The 18,969-nt window shown below is 61.9% G+C and carries 16 protein-coding genes and 1 pseudogene; 6 read left to right on the plus strand and 11 right to left on the minus strand.

The features are described from left to right. Positions 1-433: 433 nt before the first annotated feature. Positions 434-2,017 (minus strand): PepSY-associated TM helix domain-containing protein, encoded by a 1,584-nt coding sequence (locus NUH86_RS03595; protein ID WP_267251314.1) that lies wholly within the window; start codon positions 2,015-2,017, stop codon positions 434-436. Next, positions 2,014-2,319, minus strand: a complete 306-nt coding sequence (locus NUH86_RS03600; protein ID WP_267251315.1) for a hypothetical protein — start codon at positions 2,317-2,319, stop codon at positions 2,014-2,016. Before NUH86_RS03600 ends, NUH86_RS03595 begins: the two co-directional genes overlap by 4 nt. Positions 2,320-2,452: 133 nt before the next feature. Here NUH86_RS03600 and NUH86_RS03605 point away from each other — a divergent pair. The 5 genes and pseudogenes from NUH86_RS03605 to NUH86_RS03625 form a co-directional block, all read left to right on the plus strand. Then, a pseudogene (locus NUH86_RS03605) lies at positions 2,453-2,959 on the plus strand (TonB-dependent receptor plug domain-containing protein); the annotation flags it as partial. Between the two features lie 88 nt (positions 2,960-3,047). Continuing rightward, positions 3,048-4,079, plus strand: a complete 1,032-nt coding sequence (locus NUH86_RS03610; RefSeq protein WP_139139481.1) for an IS110 family transposase — start codon at positions 3,048-3,050, stop codon at positions 4,077-4,079. Between the two features lie 310 nt (positions 4,080-4,389). Continuing rightward, positions 4,390-5,961 (plus strand): TonB-dependent siderophore receptor, encoded by a 1,572-nt coding sequence (locus NUH86_RS03615; protein ID WP_267251316.1) that lies wholly within the window; start codon positions 4,390-4,392, stop codon positions 5,959-5,961. Between the two features lie 259 nt (positions 5,962-6,220). Then, on the plus strand, positions 6,221-6,784 hold the full coding sequence (locus tag NUH86_RS03620) for a TonB-dependent receptor plug domain-containing protein (RefSeq protein ID WP_267251317.1): 564 nt from the start codon (positions 6,221-6,223) through the stop codon (positions 6,782-6,784). Next, complete coding sequence (locus tag NUH86_RS03625) at positions 6,781-7,800, plus strand: TonB-dependent siderophore receptor (RefSeq protein ID WP_267251318.1); 1,020 nt, start codon at positions 6,781-6,783, stop codon at positions 7,798-7,800. Before NUH86_RS03620 ends, NUH86_RS03625 begins: the two co-directional genes overlap by 4 nt. A gap of 467 nt (positions 7,801-8,267) precedes the next feature. Here the strand turns inward: NUH86_RS03625 and NUH86_RS03630 are convergent, their stop codons facing one another. Genes NUH86_RS03630 through cyoA form a run of 7 tightly spaced genes read right to left on the minus strand, consistent with a single transcriptional unit; the run spans position 8,268 to position 14,976 of the window. After that, on the minus strand, positions 8,268-8,798 hold the full coding sequence (locus tag NUH86_RS03630; protein ID WP_267251320.1) for a response regulator transcription factor: 531 nt from the start codon (positions 8,796-8,798) through the stop codon (positions 8,268-8,270). Next, the gene (locus NUH86_RS03635; protein WP_267251321.1) at positions 8,791-10,116 is read right to left on the minus strand and encodes an ATP-binding protein; all 1,326 of its coding nucleotides are present in this window, start codon (positions 10,114-10,116) and stop codon (positions 8,791-8,793) included. Before NUH86_RS03635 ends, NUH86_RS03630 begins: the two co-directional genes overlap by 8 nt. After that, positions 10,113-10,838, minus strand: a complete 726-nt coding sequence (locus tag NUH86_RS03640; protein ID WP_267251322.1) for an SURF1 family protein — start codon at positions 10,836-10,838, stop codon at positions 10,113-10,115. The genes NUH86_RS03635 and NUH86_RS03640 overlap by 4 nt, the downstream gene beginning before the upstream one ends. Further along, positions 10,835-11,230 carry a cytochrome o ubiquinol oxidase subunit IV gene (cyoD, locus tag NUH86_RS03645; RefSeq protein ID WP_267251323.1) on the minus strand — a complete coding sequence of 132 codons (396 nt, stop codon included), beginning with the start codon at positions 11,228-11,230 and terminating at the stop codon, positions 10,835-10,837. Before cyoD ends, NUH86_RS03640 begins: the two co-directional genes overlap by 4 nt. After that, positions 11,227-11,850: a cytochrome o ubiquinol oxidase subunit III gene (cyoC, locus tag NUH86_RS03650; RefSeq protein WP_267251324.1), complete on the minus strand. Its 624-nt coding sequence runs from the start codon at positions 11,848-11,850 to the stop codon at positions 11,227-11,229. The genes cyoD and cyoC overlap by 4 nt, the downstream gene beginning before the upstream one ends. A gap of 4 nt (positions 11,851-11,854) precedes the next feature. Then, on the minus strand, positions 11,855-13,855 hold the full coding sequence (cyoB, locus tag NUH86_RS03655; protein WP_267251325.1) for a cytochrome o ubiquinol oxidase subunit I: 2,001 nt from the start codon (positions 13,853-13,855) through the stop codon (positions 11,855-11,857). Positions 13,856-13,860: 5 nt separating this feature from the next. Beyond that, positions 13,861-14,976 (minus strand): ubiquinol oxidase subunit II, encoded by a 1,116-nt coding sequence (gene cyoA / locus NUH86_RS03660; protein WP_267251326.1) that lies wholly within the window; start codon positions 14,974-14,976, stop codon positions 13,861-13,863. 187 nt (positions 14,977-15,163) lie between these two features. Between cyoA and NUH86_RS03665 the strand changes: the two genes are divergently transcribed. Continuing rightward, complete coding sequence (locus NUH86_RS03665; protein ID WP_267251327.1) at positions 15,164-16,495, plus strand: MFS transporter; 1,332 nt, start codon at positions 15,164-15,166, stop codon at positions 16,493-16,495. 21 nt (positions 16,496-16,516) lie between these two features. Here the strand turns inward: NUH86_RS03665 and NUH86_RS03670 are convergent, their stop codons facing one another. Together NUH86_RS03670 and NUH86_RS03675 are read right to left on the minus strand one after the other, a co-directional pair. Beyond that, positions 16,517-17,362, minus strand: coding sequence for a glycosyltransferase (locus NUH86_RS03670; protein ID WP_267252026.1), 846 nt, complete (start codon positions 17,360-17,362; stop codon positions 16,517-16,519). Between the two features lie 2 nt (positions 17,363-17,364). Further along, positions 17,365-18,633, minus strand: a complete 1,269-nt coding sequence (locus NUH86_RS03675) for an ammonium transporter (protein ID WP_267251328.1) — start codon at positions 18,631-18,633, stop codon at positions 17,365-17,367. Between the last annotated feature and the right edge of the window lie 336 nt (positions 18,634-18,969).

The raw sequence follows: 18,969 nt of genomic DNA on the forward strand, positions 1-18,969 counted from the left end.
GTTCAGCACGGCGCCAAATTTTGTCGTGGAAATCGGCTTCGCCGACTCCCGAAACAAGACATTAATCGTGATAGAGATCGAAGCGAAGCGAAGGATGATCAACTTTAACCGTGCCGTGACACTTCATCCTCGGGGAGGCATATCAACCGCGGTCGGTATCAATTTCTCTCTTGCGCGCCGCGGCTGAACCAGATTGCCAGCGACCAGCCAATCACACCGCAGCCACCGAGCCAGATGAGGAAAGCCGCCGCATCCCCTATCAGAGCGCATAGAAGGCCAGGAAGACAGGCTGCGGCAGTCAGCACTTGCCGCAGCCGTCCTGTCTGACCCGTTTCCCGCATCCCGGCCGCGCGTTTGCGTTTGGGGTCACTAAGGCACAAGGCGAGAAGGATCAGCACGGATATGGCGGTCGCAACCAAGACCAACAGCATAGTCATTCGGCTGGCACCGGACGGGCTGGGAGCAGCAATCGCCTTGCAGGTAAAGCCGCCACCCGCCAGACCATCCAAATTCCGGCGAGAAGGAAAGCCAAGTCGAGTGCGGCGATGATCGGCTGACCTGCCTCGATTGCGCGGTCCCAGCCGGGCCCTCCGGAAATCCAGCGGAGTGGGACCAAGCCAGCCATGACCAATCCGGTGCCGAGTTGCAGAATTTGTCCCAGCACAGCCACCGACTGTGCAATCGCGCCGCCCAATATGGCCACGCCGGACGCGATCAGGAAGGCGGCAGGGGTCCAATAGGTCGCCGATCCCAGCGGCATTGCGATGAGGAAGGCGGCGGCCGAGACCACCAGAGCGAAGGGGAGGCCGAAACCCACGACCATGACGGTGCGATCAAGCCATTCCAGCGATCGCATATCCTCCCGTCGCCGCGCGAGCCACAGCCGCAGCCCCGTAAATGTGACATAGCACATGGCGAACCCCAGCGCGAACCACACAGCTTTGGACAGCATGCCTGAGAAATTGCCGAAATGCATGGGCGCCATGATCGCGGCCAGCGTGCCGCCTGCCGACGGCTGCGTGCCGATCGACGGCTTGGTGTGGAGGAACTGCGCTTGTGCCCCGTCATACAGCAGGGTCACAGGCTCGATGTCACCTGCCTTGGGGGGATGGAAGCTCGTGACCTTCGCGTCGGCGCGGCCGAAATTCTCGATGGTGATGAAGGTCGGAACCTCGCCCGTCCGGCGAATGGCATCGGTAGCGACCCGGTCCATATTGCCGATGACTGCGGGCCGGGGGTCTGGCCGGCCCGGATTGCCGAAGACGGCGTCGTTGAGCGCTTGAACATCACCGCCAAAGGCCGCCATGGCGACAATGGGAACGCCGATCGTGCCGAAAAAGGAGAAGAAGCTACCCGTAAAGGCCAGGATGAAGGCGAAGGGCAGGCTCCACGTCCCGGCCACGCTGTGTCGGTCGCGATCCACCAACACCGGGCTGGCGGATCGGCGCAGAGTGAAGATGTCCTTGAAGAGATGGCGATGGATCAGCAGCCCGGAAATCGCGGCCACCAGCATCACCAATCCGACTATACCTGTCAGCAGCAAGCCCCAAGGGTTGGGAACATGCAGGCGGACATGAGTATCGACCAGAAAGCTGCTCAGTGCATCGTCGTTGCGTGGCCCGAACACCTCCTCGCCGGTTCCGTGCAGCGCCTTGGCAATATCGCCCTTCTTATCGAGCTGGTAATAGACGCCGCGGCTGACCAAGGTACCGTCAGGATCGGTTTCGTGTCGGTGGAAAAAGGCGCCGAGATTATGGTCGCCGATCTCGAAAAGATCGACACCTTCATGATATTTGGCGGGCGTTTGCGCGGCCAGGCGGCGGATGCTGCCGTCCATCGGCCGCTCGAAGGCCGACTTGGTTTCGACATGGCCAGCCGACCAGATGCCGATCTCCTCCGCGAACACCGCCGCCATGCCGGTGAAGATCACCGCGTAGAGCAGCAGCCCCAGCACGATGCCCGACCAGCCATGGACGGCGACCATCAGCTTCGTCTCATCCTTTTTCAGGTGGATCATGAGCGATGCTCCCTGGCGACTGGACGCTGGTTCAGAAATTTGTGCGCGACCAGTCCCGCGTGCAAAAGGAAAAGAGCGGCAGCGACAGCCGCTACGCGCGAAAGCCTGCGATCAAGGCAGGCATGGAAGAAGAGCGCAGCCCAGATTAGCGGCACAAGAACCAGCGGTAGCACCAGATTGTCGACACCGGCCGCCCCGCCCGGAAGCCACAGCGGCATTCCGGCCATGACGACGAGCGCCACCAGCACCGCCCCCGGCCCGGCCAACAAGATGCGCGTCCATTTTCGCCAGCTTTGCGACACTGAATTCTCCGGCGCCCGATCCGACTGGGCTGGAAAGACCGTTAGCAATGACCCCTGAAGCAGGCAAGAAGAATGCTATTGAGAGTCTCTCTCAATAGCGCTAGTGGACGCCCGATCAGGGACAAGGGATGAAATGATGAGAAAATTTGCCGTCGCCGGGGTTGCCGGTCTTCTGTCGATCCAGCCGGCTTTGGCAGATGTGGATGTCAGCGCGCCGGCGGACAAGGCAGGCGAGGTCAGCGATCAGATCATCGTCACTGCCAATGCCGGTACGAAGACCGAAACGCCGCTGGTCGAAATGCCGCAGCCGATCACCGTGATCACTTCGGAGCAATATATCTCTCAGGGTGCGATCAGCATCAGCGACACGGTCAAATATGCCGCCGGTGTGCTCGCCAGCCCCTATGGGCGCGATACGCGCGTCGACGGTTTCAGCGTGCGCGGTATCGATGCACTCCAGTTCCGCGACGGCATGCGCGACATCTTCAGCTATTATGCCAGCATCACGGCGGACCCCTACAACTTCTCCCGCGTGGAGATCGTGCGCGGCCCCGCGTCGGTGCTGTTCGGCCAAGGCTCGATCGGCGGCCTCGTCAACCTTGTTTCCAAGACCCCTGAGTTCAAGACGGGCGGCCAATTGAGATGGGGTGGTTGCCGCCCTCCCCAGACGGCACTGAGATGTGCCAGGATAGTGGAATTAGGACCACTGAGCGGAAAGGACGGCAATCGTGTCAAAAGATACAATGATCGGCGTGGACTTGGCAAAGTCCGTGTTTCAGCTTCATGCAGCGTCAATGACAGGCGAACCCAAGTTTCGGAAAAAGCTTCCGCGTTCAGCCTTCGCCGCATTTATGGCAGCGCAACCGTCGGCGGTGATCGTGATGGAAGCATGTGGCAGTGCGCATTATTGGGCCCGGGAAATGATCCGGCTTGGCCACGAGGTCAAACTTATCGCACCACACTATGTTAAGCCGTTCGTGAAGCGACAGAAAAATGATGCCGCTGACGCTGAAGCGATCGTAATTGCGGCTCAACGACCAGAGATGCGGTTTGTTGATCCAAAGTCGGAAGAGCAGCAAAGCAGGGCGATTCTATTTCGCGGAAGAGAACGGCTGGTTCATCAACGCACGGAACTGGTCAATGCCGTAAGGGCGGCGCTCTATGAATATGGTCATGTTGTCCCCCAAGGCATAAATCAGCTCTGCAGGATTGCGGACATTCTTGATGAGCTTAACAGCGATTTGCCCGTTTTGATGCGGGAGGAATGCCGAGATCTATTGGCACAGATCGCTGAGAAAACTGAGCGTATCAATATACGGACAAAGAAGATCAAAGCGCTGGCGGCTGAAACTGACGCGGCCAAGCGGCTACAGACGATTCCGGGAGTTGGCCCTTTAACAGCCTTAGCGGTCGAGGCCTTCGCCCCATCAATGGAGAGCTTCCGATGCGGGCGGGACTTCGCGGCCTGGCTCGGTCTTGTCCCGCGACAATTCTCCTCGGGCGGAAAGGAGCGCCTTGGACGTATTTCGAAAGCGGGTCAGGCCGATATCCGCAGACTGCTTATCATAGGTGCAATGTCCCGTCTGAATTGGATGGGTCGAAGATCGATTCCAGAAAATTCCTGGCTCGCAGATATGCTTGCCAGGAAACCGAGAATGCTTGTGGCAATTGCCCTCGCCAACAAGATGGCCAGAACGATTTGGGCCCTGATAAAAAATGGTAATGAATACAGAATTCCGGCGCAGGCAGCAGTTGCATGATCGGCATGCCAACAAGCTTACCTAACGTCGGATGATGGGGGTGTGAGAAGGCGACGACCCGAATGGGCGAAATGAGCGAACAGATCTGGTTCGGGAAAACCAGTTACGAGGCGTGAGCATCCCAGCTCGAAAACGAGATTTGGACTCGAACCGCAGATCACCATACCGGCCAGCGGCTTCTGAAACGCCGCAACCAAAGGCCTGACAGAAGACCGCACTCGATCACTCGCTCTTCGGATCAGAAACTTCTTGCATCACGGGCGGCAACCACAGAAGCCTGGTATATGGCAGCTACGACCGCAAGGAGGCGATGGGCGATGTCAATATCGCGCTGGCCGACAATCTGGCGATCCGCGCCGTTGGCCGGGTGCGCGACGCCGACACCTATGTCGACCATGTTCCGGACGACCGCGTGCTGTTCGCGCCCTCGATCCGCTGGCAGCCGACGCCTGACACGGATGTCGTCCTGACCGGCCTCTATCAGGAGGACGACACCGGCTCGACCGCGCAGTTCCTGCCGATCGTCGGCAATTTCCGTCCGAATCCCGCGAATCCCTCCGAGCGGCTCGATCGCTACACCTTCGTCGGTAAGCCCGGCTGGGATCGCTACGCCGGCCGTTTACTCCAGGGTGGCGGTTCCATCACCCACAGATTCTCGGACAATATCCGTCTCAGCCTCAAGGCCCGCTATATCGACAGCGACCTTGAGTATAAGACTCACTATGCGGATAGCTACACTTACCCAAGCGATCCCTTCTCGGTGTACGGCACCGACGGCCGCACCATCGGTCTCTATGCCGATGCCAGCGACGCGCGGATGAACGTCTTCTCGACCGACAACAACCTCCAGTTCAACTTCAACACCGGCACCGATATCGAGCACAAGCTGCTCATCGGCCTGGACTATAGCTGGAACAAGGTCGGCAAGCGCGGTATCTTCGGCTTCGAAACCGTCGATCTTTACAACATCGACTATGACGCGCTGCTGACCTACGAGCCGACCGGGCCCTACGCCAATGTCTCGCAGAAGCAGCTGGGCGTGTATGTCCAGGACCAGATCCGCTTCTTTGAGCGCGTCTCGGTCGTTCTGGGCGCGCGCCGCGACCATGTCACCAACTCCGCCGGGCAGAAGGACAATGCCACGACCTTCCGCGCCGGTATCATCGGGGAAATCGGCGCGGGCTTCTCGCCCTTCTTCAGCTATACGGAAAGCTTTCTGCCGGTCGCGGGAAGCCTGACGGGTCCGGGCGGCGTCGTCGGCGATCCCTTCCAGCCCCAGACGGGCACGCAATATGAAGCAGGCGTGAAGTGGCAGCCGACCCCTGCGACGCTTGTCACGGTGACGGCTTTCCACATCAAGGAAAAGAACCGCGTCCTTTACCTGCCGAACAATGTCACGACCCAGTCCGGCGAACTGACCACCAAGGGCATCGAGGTCGAGGCGAGCCATCGCCTGCCCGGCGACTTCGAATTGCTGGTCAATTACGGCTATAACCAGCTGAAGTCGGAGGTGAACAGCAGCCTTGAATATATGCCGCGCCACATCGCGTCGATCTGGTCGACCAAGAGCTTCGGCATGACGGACGGCGCGCAGCTGCGTCTTGGCGCCGGCGTCGTCTATAGCGGCAAGAGCAAGTCGACCGGCGCCCTTGACCCCTATGGCCTCAATCCCGCCATCCCGGCCGGGACCCTCTATACGGTGGTCACCCCGTCCCGCACCACCGTCGACGCCCTGGCGGAGATCAACTGGCAGAGCTGGCGCTTCGCACTCAATGCGACGAACCTGCTGAACAATAAATTCTACGCATCCTGCCTTGCGCGCGGCGACTGCTTCATGGGCGCACCCCGCAATGTGATGGGCACCGTTAGCTATCGCTTCTGATCGACTGGATGTGGCCGGGCGCACAGCCCGGCCAGAAAGTGTGACCCAGCCGATCTCCCCCTCAGCCTTCCCGCCGATCCGGTGCTGAAGGGACGCATGCGCGTCATGTGAAACGTAACCCCAGCAATTGCGAATGATAACAATTACTATTGCATATCATTAGCAATTTGAGATACGGGACGGGCTCGGTCTTGATCGAGGCACATTTGGGGGATGATCAATGGTTCGTTCTTTCCTTCCGGCCTTCAGGTTCGCACTCTTGGCAGCGACTTTCCTCTCCGCCCCCGCCTTCGCGCAGGACGGCGAAGACGCTTCGAAGCAGGAGGCGGGAAGCGAAGCGAAGGACGACACCATCGTCGTCTATGGCAGCGGCATTGACCGGAACAACGCTGCCACCGGGCTTGACCTGACGCCGCGCGAGACACCGCAGTCGCTCACCATCATCACCCGGGAGCAGATCGACGATCAGGCTGCGTCTACAATCGCCGATGTGCTTGAATATACCACCGGCTTGTCCGTCAAGCGGGTGGATCGTGGCCGCAACCTCCTGTCCGCTCGCGGCTTCGACATCACCAATTTCCAGCTCGACGGCCTGCCCTTTGCTACCGGCAATATCGGTCTGGAGGAAAGCAGCACGGTCATCTTCGATCGAGTCGAAGTCGTTCGCGGCTCGGTCGGTCTGCTACAGGGCGCGGGTGAGCCTTCGGCATCAATCAACATGGTGCGCCGACAGGCCAACGCCCGCGAATTGACCGGCACGATGACCCTCGAAGCCGGATCCTGGGATCATTTCTCTGCACCGCTGACATCAGCACGCCATTGACAAGCGACGGGTCGATACGAGCGCGTTTTGCCGCCGAAGTCTATCGTCAGGATGCCTTTGTCGATCTGGAGAGCAGCAAGGGCTTTACGCTTTATGGCGTGATCGGAGCCGACCTGGGGCCGGGGACGCGGCTTCGTGCGGGCGCGAGCTATCAGCGGGATGAGCGCAAAGGCGTGATGTGGGCGCAGCTGCCTTATTGGTATGCCGACGGCTCGGTCGCGAACTGGTCGCGATCAAGGACGACGGGCGCCAAGTGGAACGAATGGGACACGGTCGAAAAGTCCGCCTTTCTGACGATCGAACAGGACCTGGGGGAAAGCTGGCAGTTGAAGGGGGACATCTCCTATTTCACGCAGACCGAGGATTCCAAGCTGATCTGGCTATGGGGGAACCCGGATCAGGCCACAGGCCTCGGCATGGATGTCTGGCCCTATTGGTATTTGGCTAAGCCTAAACAATGGAACCTCAATCTCCAGCTCAAGGGAAGTTACAGCATCTTCGGCCGCCAGCATGAACTTGTCGTTGGCGCGATGTATAATCACCTGAAGAATGGCTGGACCAATCGCGATCCTGATCCCGCGTCGGTCGCGCCAGTGGGCAACTTCAACGACTGGGAAGGCAGCTATCCCGAACCCGTTTGGGGTGAGCGCTATCGCATGAGCGACTTCGGCACGACGAAGCAGAGTGCGATTTACGGCGTGACGCGATTCCAATTGCTGGACAGTCTCAAACTGATCGTCGGCGGACGCCTGAGCAACTGGATCCGGGACGAGGAACTGGCGCTCTATACGCCCGAAGCGTACAAGATTAAGAAAAAGAACGTGTTCACGCCTTATGCGGGCCTGATATTCGATTTCAACGATAGCCTATCCGCTTATGCAAGCTATACCAGCATCTTCAATCCACAGACCGCGCGGGATCGCAACGGGCGCTATCTGGATCCGCTGGAAGGCAATACAACACCAATTCTTGGTTTGGTGGATATATCTACGGTGAGCCTCGCAACTTTCGCATGACGTTAAGCTACGGATTTTAAGATCGATGTCCTCGTTGAGCTCATCATCCATCGGTCAGTCTCGAATCCACCCATTCCGACCGCAGGGCTACCCAGCGCATTCTCCATACCGGTCATTGGGCGGTCGGCTCGAGTGCATGAATGTATGGCTGGTCACGACGGATGAATTTGGCCCTGGGAGCGACTGCTCCGTTGGCGGCAGCCGACGTTAGTAATCACAGCAGCAAGAAGAATCTTGGTCAGCGGGCGGTTGGAAATTGCTAGGGCTGGCTCGACGAGGTATTGTGGCTTTGCACAAGCGTAGCCCGCCAGCGAGCCATGTTTAAGCTCCGAACCCGATTTACGGGAAGGGAATGGGGCCACTGTATGGGGCCTAATTTTTTGCTGCAGTGCAGCAATTTACTTGATTACAGTCCCTTAGGTGAACCTTGCGATTCCCTTCACCGCTCCACCTGAAACATCAGTTCGTCACCCCACCTGCCGCTTCGCCAATTTGCGCGCCAGCGTCCGCCGGTGCATGCCCAGCCGCCGGGCCGCTTCGGAAATGTTGAAGTCGCTGTCTTTCAGCACCTCATGGATATGTTCCCATTCCAGCGTCTTGATCGATGTCGGGCGCGGCGCGAGCGGGGTGGAGGGGTCGCCCGTGGACCGGGCAAAGGCCGCCTCTATGTCGTCGGTGTTGGACGGCTTGGCCAGATAGTTGGACGCGCCCAGCTTGATCGCCTCCACCGCCGTGGCGATGCTGGCGAAGCCGGTCAGCACCACGATCACCATCGCCGGATCATGCGCATGAAGAGTCTGGACGCAGACCAGCCCGGACTCTGCGCCCAGCTTGAGGTCGACCACGGCAAAACCCGGCCTGTTGCCTGCCAGGACCATCTCCAAAGCCGCATGGCTGTCCGCCGTCAGCACCGCATAGCCGCGCCGCTCGAAGGATCGCTTGAGCGTCTTCGCGAACGCCTCGTCATCCTCCACGATCACCAGCACGCGCTCAGACATCGGCAGTTTCCTCTTCCAGCGCCAGGGTGCCCAGCGGCAGGCGCAGCAGGATCAGCGCGCCGCCGTCCGCGCCGTTGCTGGCCGATACGGTGCCGCCCAGCTTGCGCACGACGTTGACGACCAGGAACAGGCCGAGGCCATGGCCTTCCTTGCCCTTGCTCGACCGGTAGGGCTTGCCGAAATCCTCCAGCATCGCTTCCGAAAAGCCGCTGCCATTGTCCCGCACCGCGATGTTGAGCGACGTGCTGTCGCGCCCGACCAGCAGGTCGATATAGGTCGCGCCCGCCTCCCGCCCATTGTCGAGCAGATTGCCGATAGCCTGCCGGATCACCGGATCGGCGATGATGCGCGGATAGTCATGCGGCCCGAAATCGCAGCGCAGCGGCATGCCGGGATTGGCCCTGCGCCACTCCATGGCGATGCCGTCGATGAAATCGCGCACATTGGTCACTTCCGGCGCTTCGCCCCGCGCCTCGCCGGAGGAGAGGAGGATGCCGGTGACGATTTCCTTGCAGCGCTGGACGGCGGCCTGCATCTCGCCCACCTCCTCGACCAAAGCAGGGTGCGTCGTGACCTCCGGCATATGTTTCCAGTCGCCCAGCACCACCGCGAGTTGGGACAGAGGCGTGCCCAGTTCATGCGCCGCGCCCGACGCGAGCAGGCCCATGCGGACGATATGCTCCTCCTCAGCCGCCTGCTGCCGCAGCTTCGCCAGATAGGCGTCCCGCATCTGGAGGTTGCGCGTCACGGGCAGCACGAACAGCACCAGCAGCACCGCGATCATGGTGAAGCAGATCCAGGTGCCGACGATATGCAGGTCGAACAAATGCCCCTCCAGCGCGCCGCGCAGGTCCAGGGGCCGGTAGTGCAATGCCAGCAGCCCCGCGCACAGCGCCGACACGAATACGATCCCCCAGATGCTCCAGCGGTCGAGCAGCACCGCGCCCAGCGCCACCTGCACGAGATAGAGCGAGATGAAGGGATTGGTCGCCCCGCCCGACAGATAAAGCTGCGCCGTCAGCAGCAGCACGTCGAACAGCAGCGACAGGAACAGTTCGGCATGGGACACGTCGGTCCGCTTGCGCAGCACGCCGAAACTGAGGCCGTTCATCGCCATCGCCATGGCCGCGACCAGCAGCATCGGCGCCAGGGGCAGGCGGATGCCCATGATGAAATGCACCGCCAATATGGTGACGAGCTGGCCCGCGATGGCCAGCCAGCGCAATTGCACCAGCAGCGCCAGATTCTTGCGTCCGGCGGCGTCGGCGGGCCACTGGCTGGGCTGCCAGAGGGTGCTGATCGGCAGGTTCCGGTTCATCCCCGGCGGTCTTTTCGGGCCTGACGCATGACGAACATGTACGCGCCAGCGACCATCGCCGCCAGCACGAACCATATGATCGCATATTGCAGGTGGCTGTTGGGGAATTTGACGACGGTAAGCCCGCCGACCGGCAGGCTGTCCGGGCCGTCGACGGCTTCGGCATCGATGAAATAATCGGCCAGCGGTCCCTTTATCCCGCGTGCGTCGGCGATCGCTTCGACATCGCGCGAATACCAGCGGTCGGCCGCTGGATCGTTGGAGCGCAGGAAACCGCCGCCCGGTTCGTTCAGGCGCAATAGCCCCGCCACATGCACCTTTCCCTGCGGTCGGGCATAATCCCGGCGCTTGTCGAGCGGGACGAAGCCCCGATTGACGATCAACGTGAGGCCCCGGTCGGTGACGAGGGGGGTCAGTACCCAGAAACCGGGGCCGCGCACGGTCACGGCCTGCACCAGCGCCGTCTGGTCATGAAGGAAATGGCCCGAAATCTTCACCCGGCGATATTCGTCGGCCCTCGCGGCGGCGCGGGGAGCGGGGAGGGGGAGGGCGTGGCTTCGCGCATCGACGCGGGCGATCAGGTCGCGCTTCCAGCCAAGACGCTGGACCTGCCATGCGCCAAGCGCGCAGAATCCGGCGAAGAAGAAAAGGGCGATCAGCGTCAGGCCGATCATAAAGGCCGGGGAGCGGCTGGAGCGCTCCCCGTCTTGCGCCGCTGTCACGGCATCTCGCTCATATTGTGCATGGCGCTCATGTCCATGTCCGCATGCGGCATCATGTTGGCGTTGAGATGATACATGACCCACAGCGATCCCGACAGCACGATGACGACCAGCACGACCGTCAGCATCATCGCCATGAAGGACCAGCCGCCTTCGACGCGGGTGTTCATGTGCAGGAAGTAGATCATGTGGACCACCACCTGCGCTGCGGCGAAGCCCATGATGACCACGCCGGTCAGTTGCGGGTCGTTCAGCACGCCACTCATCACCAGCCAGAAGGGGATGGCCGTCAGGATCGCCGACAGGCCGAACCCGATCATATAGCTGCGCAAGCTGCCGTGCGCGCCTTCCTCATGATGGCCGTGATCGTGAGTGTGGACAGCGTCGCTCACCGCAGGACTCCCATCAGATAGACAAAGGTGAAGACGCCGATCCAGATGACGTCCAGGAAGTGCCAGAACATCGACAGGCACATCAGGCGGCGTTTGTTGGCCGGGATCAGGCCCTTCTTCGCGACCTGCACCATCAGCGTGATCAGCCAGATCGAACCGAAGGTGACGTGCAGCCCGTGCGTGCCGACCAGCGTGAAGAAGGAAGACAGGAACGCCGAACGCTGCGGCCCCGCACCTTCATGGATGAGGTGAGAGAATTCGTAGAGTTCGATGAACAGGAACGCCCCGCCGAACAGCAAGGTGACGAACAGCCATCCCTGGGTGGGGCTGACCCTGTTCTTCTCCATCGCCAGCATCGCGAAGCCGTAGGTGATCGAAGAAAACAGCAGCATCGCGGTGTTGAGCGCGATCAGCGGCAGGTCGAACAGATCCTTCGGCCCCGGCCCGCCGGCATAGCTGCCGCCCAGCACGGCGTAAGTGGCGAAAAGGATGGCGAAGATGAGGCAATCGCTCATCAAATACATCCAGAAGCCCAGATTGGTGCTGTGGCCTTCGTGAAGGTGCGGTTCCTCGAGCAGATGATATGCCCTGGGTTCCAGCGTTGCAGTGGCGCTGCTCATAGGGTCAGACTCCTGCCGCGAGGATGCGGGTGCGCTCTTCCTCGGTGCGCGTGACGACATCCGCGGGGATGTGGAAGTCGCGCTTGTAGTTGAAGCTGTGGCCGATGGCGACGGCGACCAGGGCGATGAAGCTAAGGCCCGCCAGCCACCAGATATACCAGATCAGGGCGAAGCCGCAGAGCGTCGCCAGCGCGGCCAGGATCACGCCTGCCCCCGTGCTGCTCGGCATGTGGATCGGCTGGTAACCGGTCAGCGGGCGTTGATAGTTGTTCTTCTTCATGTCCGCCCAGGTGTCGGTGTCGTAGACGACCGGCGTGAAGGCGAAATTATACTCTGGCGGGGGCGAGCTGGTCGCCCATTCCAGCGTGCGGCCGTCCCAGGGATCGCCCTCCACCTTCAGCTCGTCGCGCTTCCAGATGGAGACGGCGAACTGGACCAGCATGGCGCCGATGCCCACGGCGATGACGGCGGCGCCGATGCCCGCGACGACGAACCAGATTTGCAGCGACGGATCATCGAACACGCGCATGCGGCGGGTGACGCCCATCAGGCCCAGCACATAAAGCGGGCCGAAGGCGAGCCAGAAACCGATGTTCCAGCACCAGAAGCTGACATGTCCCCAGAACTGGTTCAGCCTGAAGCCGAACGCCTTGGGCCACCAGTAATTGATCGCCGCAAACAGGCCGAACAGCACGCCGCCGATGATCACATTATGGAAGTGCGCGATCAGGAACAGCGAGTTGTGCAGCACGAAGTCCGCCGGCGGAACCGCCAGCAATACGCCGGTCATGCCGCCGATGGTGAAAGTCAACATGAAGGCGACGGTCCACATCATCGGCAGTTCGAAACGGATGCGCCCACGATACATGGTGAACAGCCAATTGAAGAGCTTCGCCCCCGTCGGGATCGAGATGATCATCGTCGTGATGCCGAAGAAGCTGTTGACGCTGGCGCCAGACCCCATGGTGAAGAAGTGGTGCAGCCACACCAGGTAGGACAGCACCATGATGGTGCAGGTGGCGTAGACCATCGACGTGTAGCCGAACAGGCGCTTGCCGCAGAAGGTGGAGACGACTTCGGAGAAGACGCCGAACAGCGGCAGGATGAGGATATAGACTTCCGGGTGGCCCCATATCCAGATGAGGTTCACGTACATCATCGGATTGCCGCCGAAATCATTGGTGAAGAAGGCGGTCCCCGCATAGCGGTCCAGCGACAGCAGGACGAGCGTGGCGGTCAGGATCGGGAAGGAGGCGACGATCAGCACGTTCGCGCAGAGGGAGGTCCAGGTGAAGACCGGCATCTTCATGAGCGACATGCCCGGCGCGCGCATCTTCACGATGGTCGCGATCAGGTTGATGCCCGACAATGTCGTGCCGACGCCCGCCACCTGCAACGACCAGATATAATAGTCGACGCCCGTGGCCGGGCTGTAGGCGATCCCCGAAAGCGGCGGATAGGCCAGCCAGCCGGTCTGCGCGAACTCGCCCAGAAACAGGGAGAACATCACCAGCACCGCGCCGCCAGTCGTCATCCAGAAGCTGAAATTGTTGAGGAAGGGGAAGCTGACGTCGCGCGCGCCGATCTGGAGCGGCACGATATAGTTCATCAGGCCCGTGATGAACGGCATCGCCACGAAGAAGATCATGATCACGCCGTGCGCGGTGAACACCTGGTCATAATGATGCGCGTTCAGATAGCCTTCGGACCCGTTGAAGGCCCAGGCCTGCTGGATGCGCATCATGATGGCGTCCGAAAAGCCGCGCAGGAACATGACCAGCCCCAGCACCATGTACATGATGCCGATTTTCTTATGGTCGACGCTGGTGAACCATTCCTTCCAGAGATAGCCCCAGAGCTTGAAATAGGTGAGCGCCGCGACGAGGGCGATGCCGCCGATCACGACCCCGACGAAGGTCGCGACGACCACCGGTTCATGCCACGGGAATGCGTCCCATGTCAGACGACCGAAAATCATCTGCGTCATTGTGCGTGTTCCTGTCATAGGCCTTACCGATGATGCGCGTGCGCGTCAGCGCCGCTGTGGGAAGAGTGATCGTCAGCGACATTCGAAGCGCCGGGAGCGTCGGGCGCGGTCTGCTGCCCTTCATTGCGGTCGGTCTGATCGATCACATGGCCGTTGGGAAAATCGTAGCGAAGCCCTTCGGTCTCATGCGCAGATTCCTTGCCCGCGCCGCCCATCATGTTGATGTGCATCAGCTCGCCCATGCAGCGCTGGCCGGGTTTGGGGCAGAGGTTGACGACCGCGTCGAACAGCTTGGGATCGACGGCGGAGAAATAGGCGACCGGCGCCTTCTCGCCGGGCCTGGCCAACGCCAGATAGGCGCCGCGGTCCAGATTGGCGCGGCTCCCCTTCACCTTAGCGACCCAGGCGTCGAACCTGGCCCGGTCCAGCGCCTTGTAGCCGAAGCGCATATGGCTGAAGCCCGCACCCGAATAGTTGGCGGAGAAGCCAACGCCACCGACCGCCCGGTTGGCGACCGCGTGCAACTGCGTCTTCATGCCCGGCATGGCGTAGATCTGCCCCGCCAGTTCGGGAATGTAGAAACTGTTCATGACGGTCGAGGCGGTAAGGTCGAAACGCACCGGCACATTGACCGGCACCGCCAATTCATTGACCGTGGCGATGCCCAGTTCCGGATAGATGAACAGCCATTTCCAGTCGAGCGCCACGACCTCCACCGTCAGCGGCTTCACTTTGGGGTCGATGGCGGTCTTCGCATCGATCCGGTCGAGCGGCCGATAGGGGTCCAGCTTGTGCGTGCTCACCCAGGTCAGCGCGCCCAGGCAGATGATGATCAGCAGCGGCGCCGACCAGATCATCAGTTCCAGCTTGGTCGAATGATCCCAGTCCGGATCATAATCCTTCTCCGCCGCCTTGTTGGCCGAACGATAACGCCAGGCGAAGAAGACGACCAGCGCCATGACGGGCACGACGATCAGCAGCATCAGCGCGGTCGAGATCAGGATCAGGTCGCGCTGCTGCACCGCGATATCGCCCGACGGGTTCATCACGACCCAGTCGCACGCCGTCAGCGGCAGCGCCAGAACCGGGACGGACCAGCGAAAAATGCGGGTCCAGGGGGGAAGGAAATGGTGAGGCATGGTCCGCGCCTAACCCGTCCGCCAAAGGGCGAACAGTGGACAGTTTGTCCCATTGGGCGCGCGCGCAAAAAATGCCGGGGCGATGGGATAGCGCTTAGACTCTGCGGCTTTTCTGCTATGCTGCCCGCCAGTGGCCGCCGGCAGAACAGAAAAAGGTTCCGATGGCCTAGCCAAGGAGCGGATGCCTATGAGTTCACGGGCCATGACCTTCACCTCCCGGTCGCTGGAGGATGATGCGCGCCTGATCAATGCGCGGGACCACCAGATCGCGCCGGGTGACATTTCCATCGGTGTGATCATCGGTCGCACCTCCGAATTCTTCGATTTCTTCGTCTACGCCATCGCTTCGGTGATCGTTTTCCCCAGTCTGGTCTTCCCCTATGTGGATGCGCTGACGGGGACGCTTTATTCCTTCGCGATCTTCGCCGTCGCCTTCATCACGCGGCCGGTCGGTTCGCTGATCTTCATGGCCATCGACCGCCACTTCGGGCGCGGAACGAAACTGACGGTGGCGTTGTTCCTTTTGGGCGGATCGACCGCGTCGATCGCCTTCATGCCCGGTTATGAGACGATCGGCCACTATGCCGCCGTCGTCCTGATCATTTTGCGGGCCGCGCAGGGGATCGCGCTGGGCGGAACCTGGGACGGGCTCGCTTCGCTGCTCTCGCTCAACGCGCCGCAGCATCAGCGCGGCTGGTACGCCATGGTGCCGCAGCTTGGCGCGCCGCTGGCGCTGCTGGTGGCGAGCGGCCTGTTCGCCTTCTTCCTGACGACCCTGTCGGACGCGGATTTCCTCGACTGGGGCTGGCGCTATCCCTTCTTCGTGGCCTTCGCGATCAACGTCGTGGCGCTGTTCGCCCGCCTGCGGATCGTCGTGACGCATGAGTTCGAGCGCCTGTTCGAACAGAAGGATCTGCAACCTTCCGAAGTGCTGCCCACCGTCAAGGCGGAGGGGCGCAACATCATCATCGGCGCCTTCGCCCCGCTGGCCAGCTTCGCGCTGTTCCACATGGTGACGGTGTTCCCGCTGAGCTGGGTCGCGCTCTTCACCAAACAGCCGCTGGAACGCTTCCTGATCATCGAGATGATCGGGGCGTCGGTGGGCCTGCTGGCCATCGTCGTCTCCGGCTTCATCGCGGACCAGATCGGTCGCCGTTCCCTGCTGGCATGGTCGGCGCTCGGCATCGCGATCTTCAGCGTCATGGCGCCGCTGCTGCTGAATGGCGGCGATCTGGGTGAGGTCGCCTTCATGATCCTGGGCTTCATGTTGCTGGGCTTGGCGTTCGGCCAATCCTCCGGCGTGGTGGCGTCCAACTTCGCGACCGAGACGCGCTATACCGGTTCGGCGCTGACGTCGGACCTGGCGTGGCTGGTCGGCGCGGGCTTCGCTCCGCTGGTGGCGCTGCTGCTGTCGGTGAAGTTCGGGCTGGCCGCTTCGGGCATCTACCTGCTCTCGGGCGCGGTGGCGACCATGGTGGCGCTTTACGTCAACAAGGAACTGGCCGCCCGCGACCGTTAAGTCAGGGCAGTGGGGGGAGCCTCAACGCTTCCCCCGCATCCTTTTCAACGCCTTCCGGTCGAACCATCCCGTCGGCAGGGGCCTGGGCCGAAAACGCGGCAACCACGCCCCATAAAGCGCATCCATCCGCACCGGCAGCCCGTCCACGCCCTCCCGGCTCATGATGTCGGAAATGATCCGGTTCTGGAAAAAGCGCACCGAATAATTGATCATCCGCCGATATTGCATGCGCAGCGTGGATGGCCGCAGCAGGCTCACCGCCTCGCACCGAAAACCGGCATCCTCGCAGGCCAGCACCCGTTCCCGATCCCAATCGGCATCCCGCCCCAGATCGGTATGCGCCCAGGCGGCCACCAGCCCGTCGTCCCCGATCAGATCCTCCGGCAAAAGCAGGCCCCTGGCGCGGACCGCCGTGACGAAGCGTCCGGACAGCGCGTAGAGATCACCGAACAACCCCCGCTCATCCCGCAGGCTTTGGCGATAGGCCTCCACCGACCGCCCATTGACCGGCATCCCCGCCGCCGCATTGGCCTCCGGCCGTGCCGCCAACGCCGCCGCCAGCGCATCGATCGACCCGGTGACAATCTCCGCATCGCCATCCAGGAAGATGACGGCATCCTCATCGCCGCTAAGCAGATCGTGGACGAAATGATTCCAGGTCCGCGCCTTGCCCCCGGCGGCCAGTTCATGGACGACGACATTCGCCCGCCCGCCAGCCGCTTCCCGCGCCCGTGCCGCGGTGGTGTCCGTCGACCCGTTCACCAGCACATGATAGGCGACGTCCGCCCGGTCCAGCGGCAGGGACGCCAGGCACAGCCCGATCCGCCGCTCTTCCTGATGCGCGAATATGCCGATGGCGATGCGCACCTCTAGCGGAAGTCCCAACTTTGCTGCCCATGCTGCGCCAGATCGAGGCCCTCGGCTTCCTTCCGCGCGCCGATCCGGGCCTGCACGATCACCGACAGCATCAGGGCGATGATCGCCGATCCCGCCATCGCCCAAAGCGCCACCACCGCTATGCCGATCAGTTGCGCGACGAACGCCCCGCCAAGGCTGATCCCGGCCACGAAGCCGACCCCACCCAATACCGGCAGCACAAAGGGTATCAGCAATAGCATCCCGACCAGCCCGCCTAACCCGTGGATCAGGAACACATCGGCGGTATCGTCGATCCGTTCGTCCAACAGGGACTTGACCACCCGGCACAGCAGCGCGGCGATCAGCCCGATCGCCATCGCCCCACCTGGCCCGACCAGCGCCACCGAAGCGGAAATCGCCACCATCCCGGTCAAGGCGCCCGATACGGCCCCCGTCGCCGTCACCCGGCCCAGATCGATCCGCTCCACCAGCATCCAGCCGAAGGCGCCCGCGCAGGCCGCGAAATGAGCGTTGAGAATGGCCGTCGCGGCATTGTCCGTAGCGCCAAAGGCCCAGCCGCCGACGATTCCCGCCCAGCCGATCCACAGCAGCGCGCCGCCCGCCAGACCCAGAAGCGGCGCATGGCCGCCGGAAACCGTCCGCCGCTTGCCCACGACCAACGTGAGCGCCAGCGCCGAAAAGCCCGCGCAGAGATGCACGACCAGCGCCCCGGCAAAGTCCATGACGCCCAGGCCCGCCAGCCATCCGCCACCCCAGACCCAATGCACCACCGGTGCATAGACCAGCAGCAGCCACAGCAGGGCGAAGACCGTCATCCACCCTAATCGCACCCGCTCCGCCACCGCGCCGGGCAACAGGCAGGCGGCAAAGATCGCCAGCCCCATCTGGAACAACACGAAGGCCGATTCCGGCACGGTCAGCCCATCCCGCAAAGCTCCCAGATCGGCGAGCAGAATATGCGCCCGCCCGCCCAGCCAGCCGCTCCCCGGCGCATAGGCCAGACTATAGCCAATGATCCCCCAGAGCAGCGAAACCCCGGCGGCTATAACCAGCCCCTGCATGCCCATCGACAGGGCGCTGCGCATATGAACCAGCCCCGCTTGACGCAGGATCAGTCCCGGCAGGGCCGCCAGCAGCACCAGCACGCCGCACAGGATCATCCAGGCGGTATCGCCGCTATCGGCCACCGGGACTTGCGCCATGGCGGTTTGCGGCGCCATCAGCGCGAAAAGAAGGAGAAGGGCAGGCAGACGATGCATCAGGCAATCCGGCATTCCAATAATCGTCCCGCCGTAACCGATGCGAAGTAAAGACTTGCCTAACCTTCTGGAGTGAATGGGCCGCAGACCCTTCGACAATCTCAGGGCAGGCGTGATCCGGGGCAGCTTCTGCCGCCCCCACCGGAAACGCCGCCATCGAGTTTTACCTGCCTCGCGCGGATAAATTAAGGGTTCGCCGGACTGATCTATCTGGGCGGGAAGCGGACATCATTCCGTCATCCCAGCGAAGGCTGGGATCTCAGGCGATAGGGCACGGCCTAGCCTCACGAGATCCCAGCTTTCGCTGGGATGACGATATTATCGACGTCCGCTTCT

The sequence above is a fragment of the Sphingobium sp. JS3065 genome (assembly GCF_026427355.1).
In the GTDB taxonomy this organism is placed as follows: Bacteria; Pseudomonadota; Alphaproteobacteria; order Sphingomonadales; family Sphingomonadaceae; genus Sphingobium.

What these genes read in the sequence shown, in the direction of transcription:
- NUH86_RS03595 (WP_267251314.1), bottom strand. Translation starts at nt 2,017, where the DNA reads ATGATCCACCTGAAAAAGGATGAGACGAAGCTGATGGTCGCCGTCCAT.
- NUH86_RS03615 (WP_267251316.1), top strand. Translation starts at nt 4,390, where the DNA reads ATGGGCGATGTCAATATCGCGCTGGCCGACAATCTGGCGATCCGCGCC.
- NUH86_RS03630 (WP_267251320.1), bottom strand. Translation starts at nt 8,798, where the DNA reads ATGTCTGAGCGCGTGCTGGTGATCGTGGAGGATGACGAGGCGTTCGCG.
- NUH86_RS03635 (WP_267251321.1), bottom strand. Translation starts at nt 10,116, where the DNA reads ATGAACCGGAACCTGCCGATCAGCACCCTCTGGCAGCCCAGCCAGTGG.
- cyoC (WP_267251324.1), bottom strand. Translation starts at nt 11,850, where the DNA reads ATGAGCAGCGCCACTGCAACGCTGGAACCCAGGGCATATCATCTGCTC.
- cyoB (WP_267251325.1), bottom strand. Translation starts at nt 13,855, where the DNA reads ATGACAGGAACACGCACAATGACGCAGATGATTTTCGGTCGTCTGACA.
- cyoA (WP_267251326.1), bottom strand. Translation starts at nt 14,976, where the DNA reads ATGCCTCACCATTTCCTTCCCCCCTGGACCCGCATTTTTCGCTGGTCC.
- NUH86_RS03665 (WP_267251327.1), top strand. Translation starts at nt 15,164, where the DNA reads ATGAGTTCACGGGCCATGACCTTCACCTCCCGGTCGCTGGAGGATGAT.
- NUH86_RS03675 (WP_267251328.1), bottom strand. Translation starts at nt 18,633, where the DNA reads ATGCATCGTCTGCCTGCCCTTCTCCTTCTTTTCGCGCTGATGGCGCCG.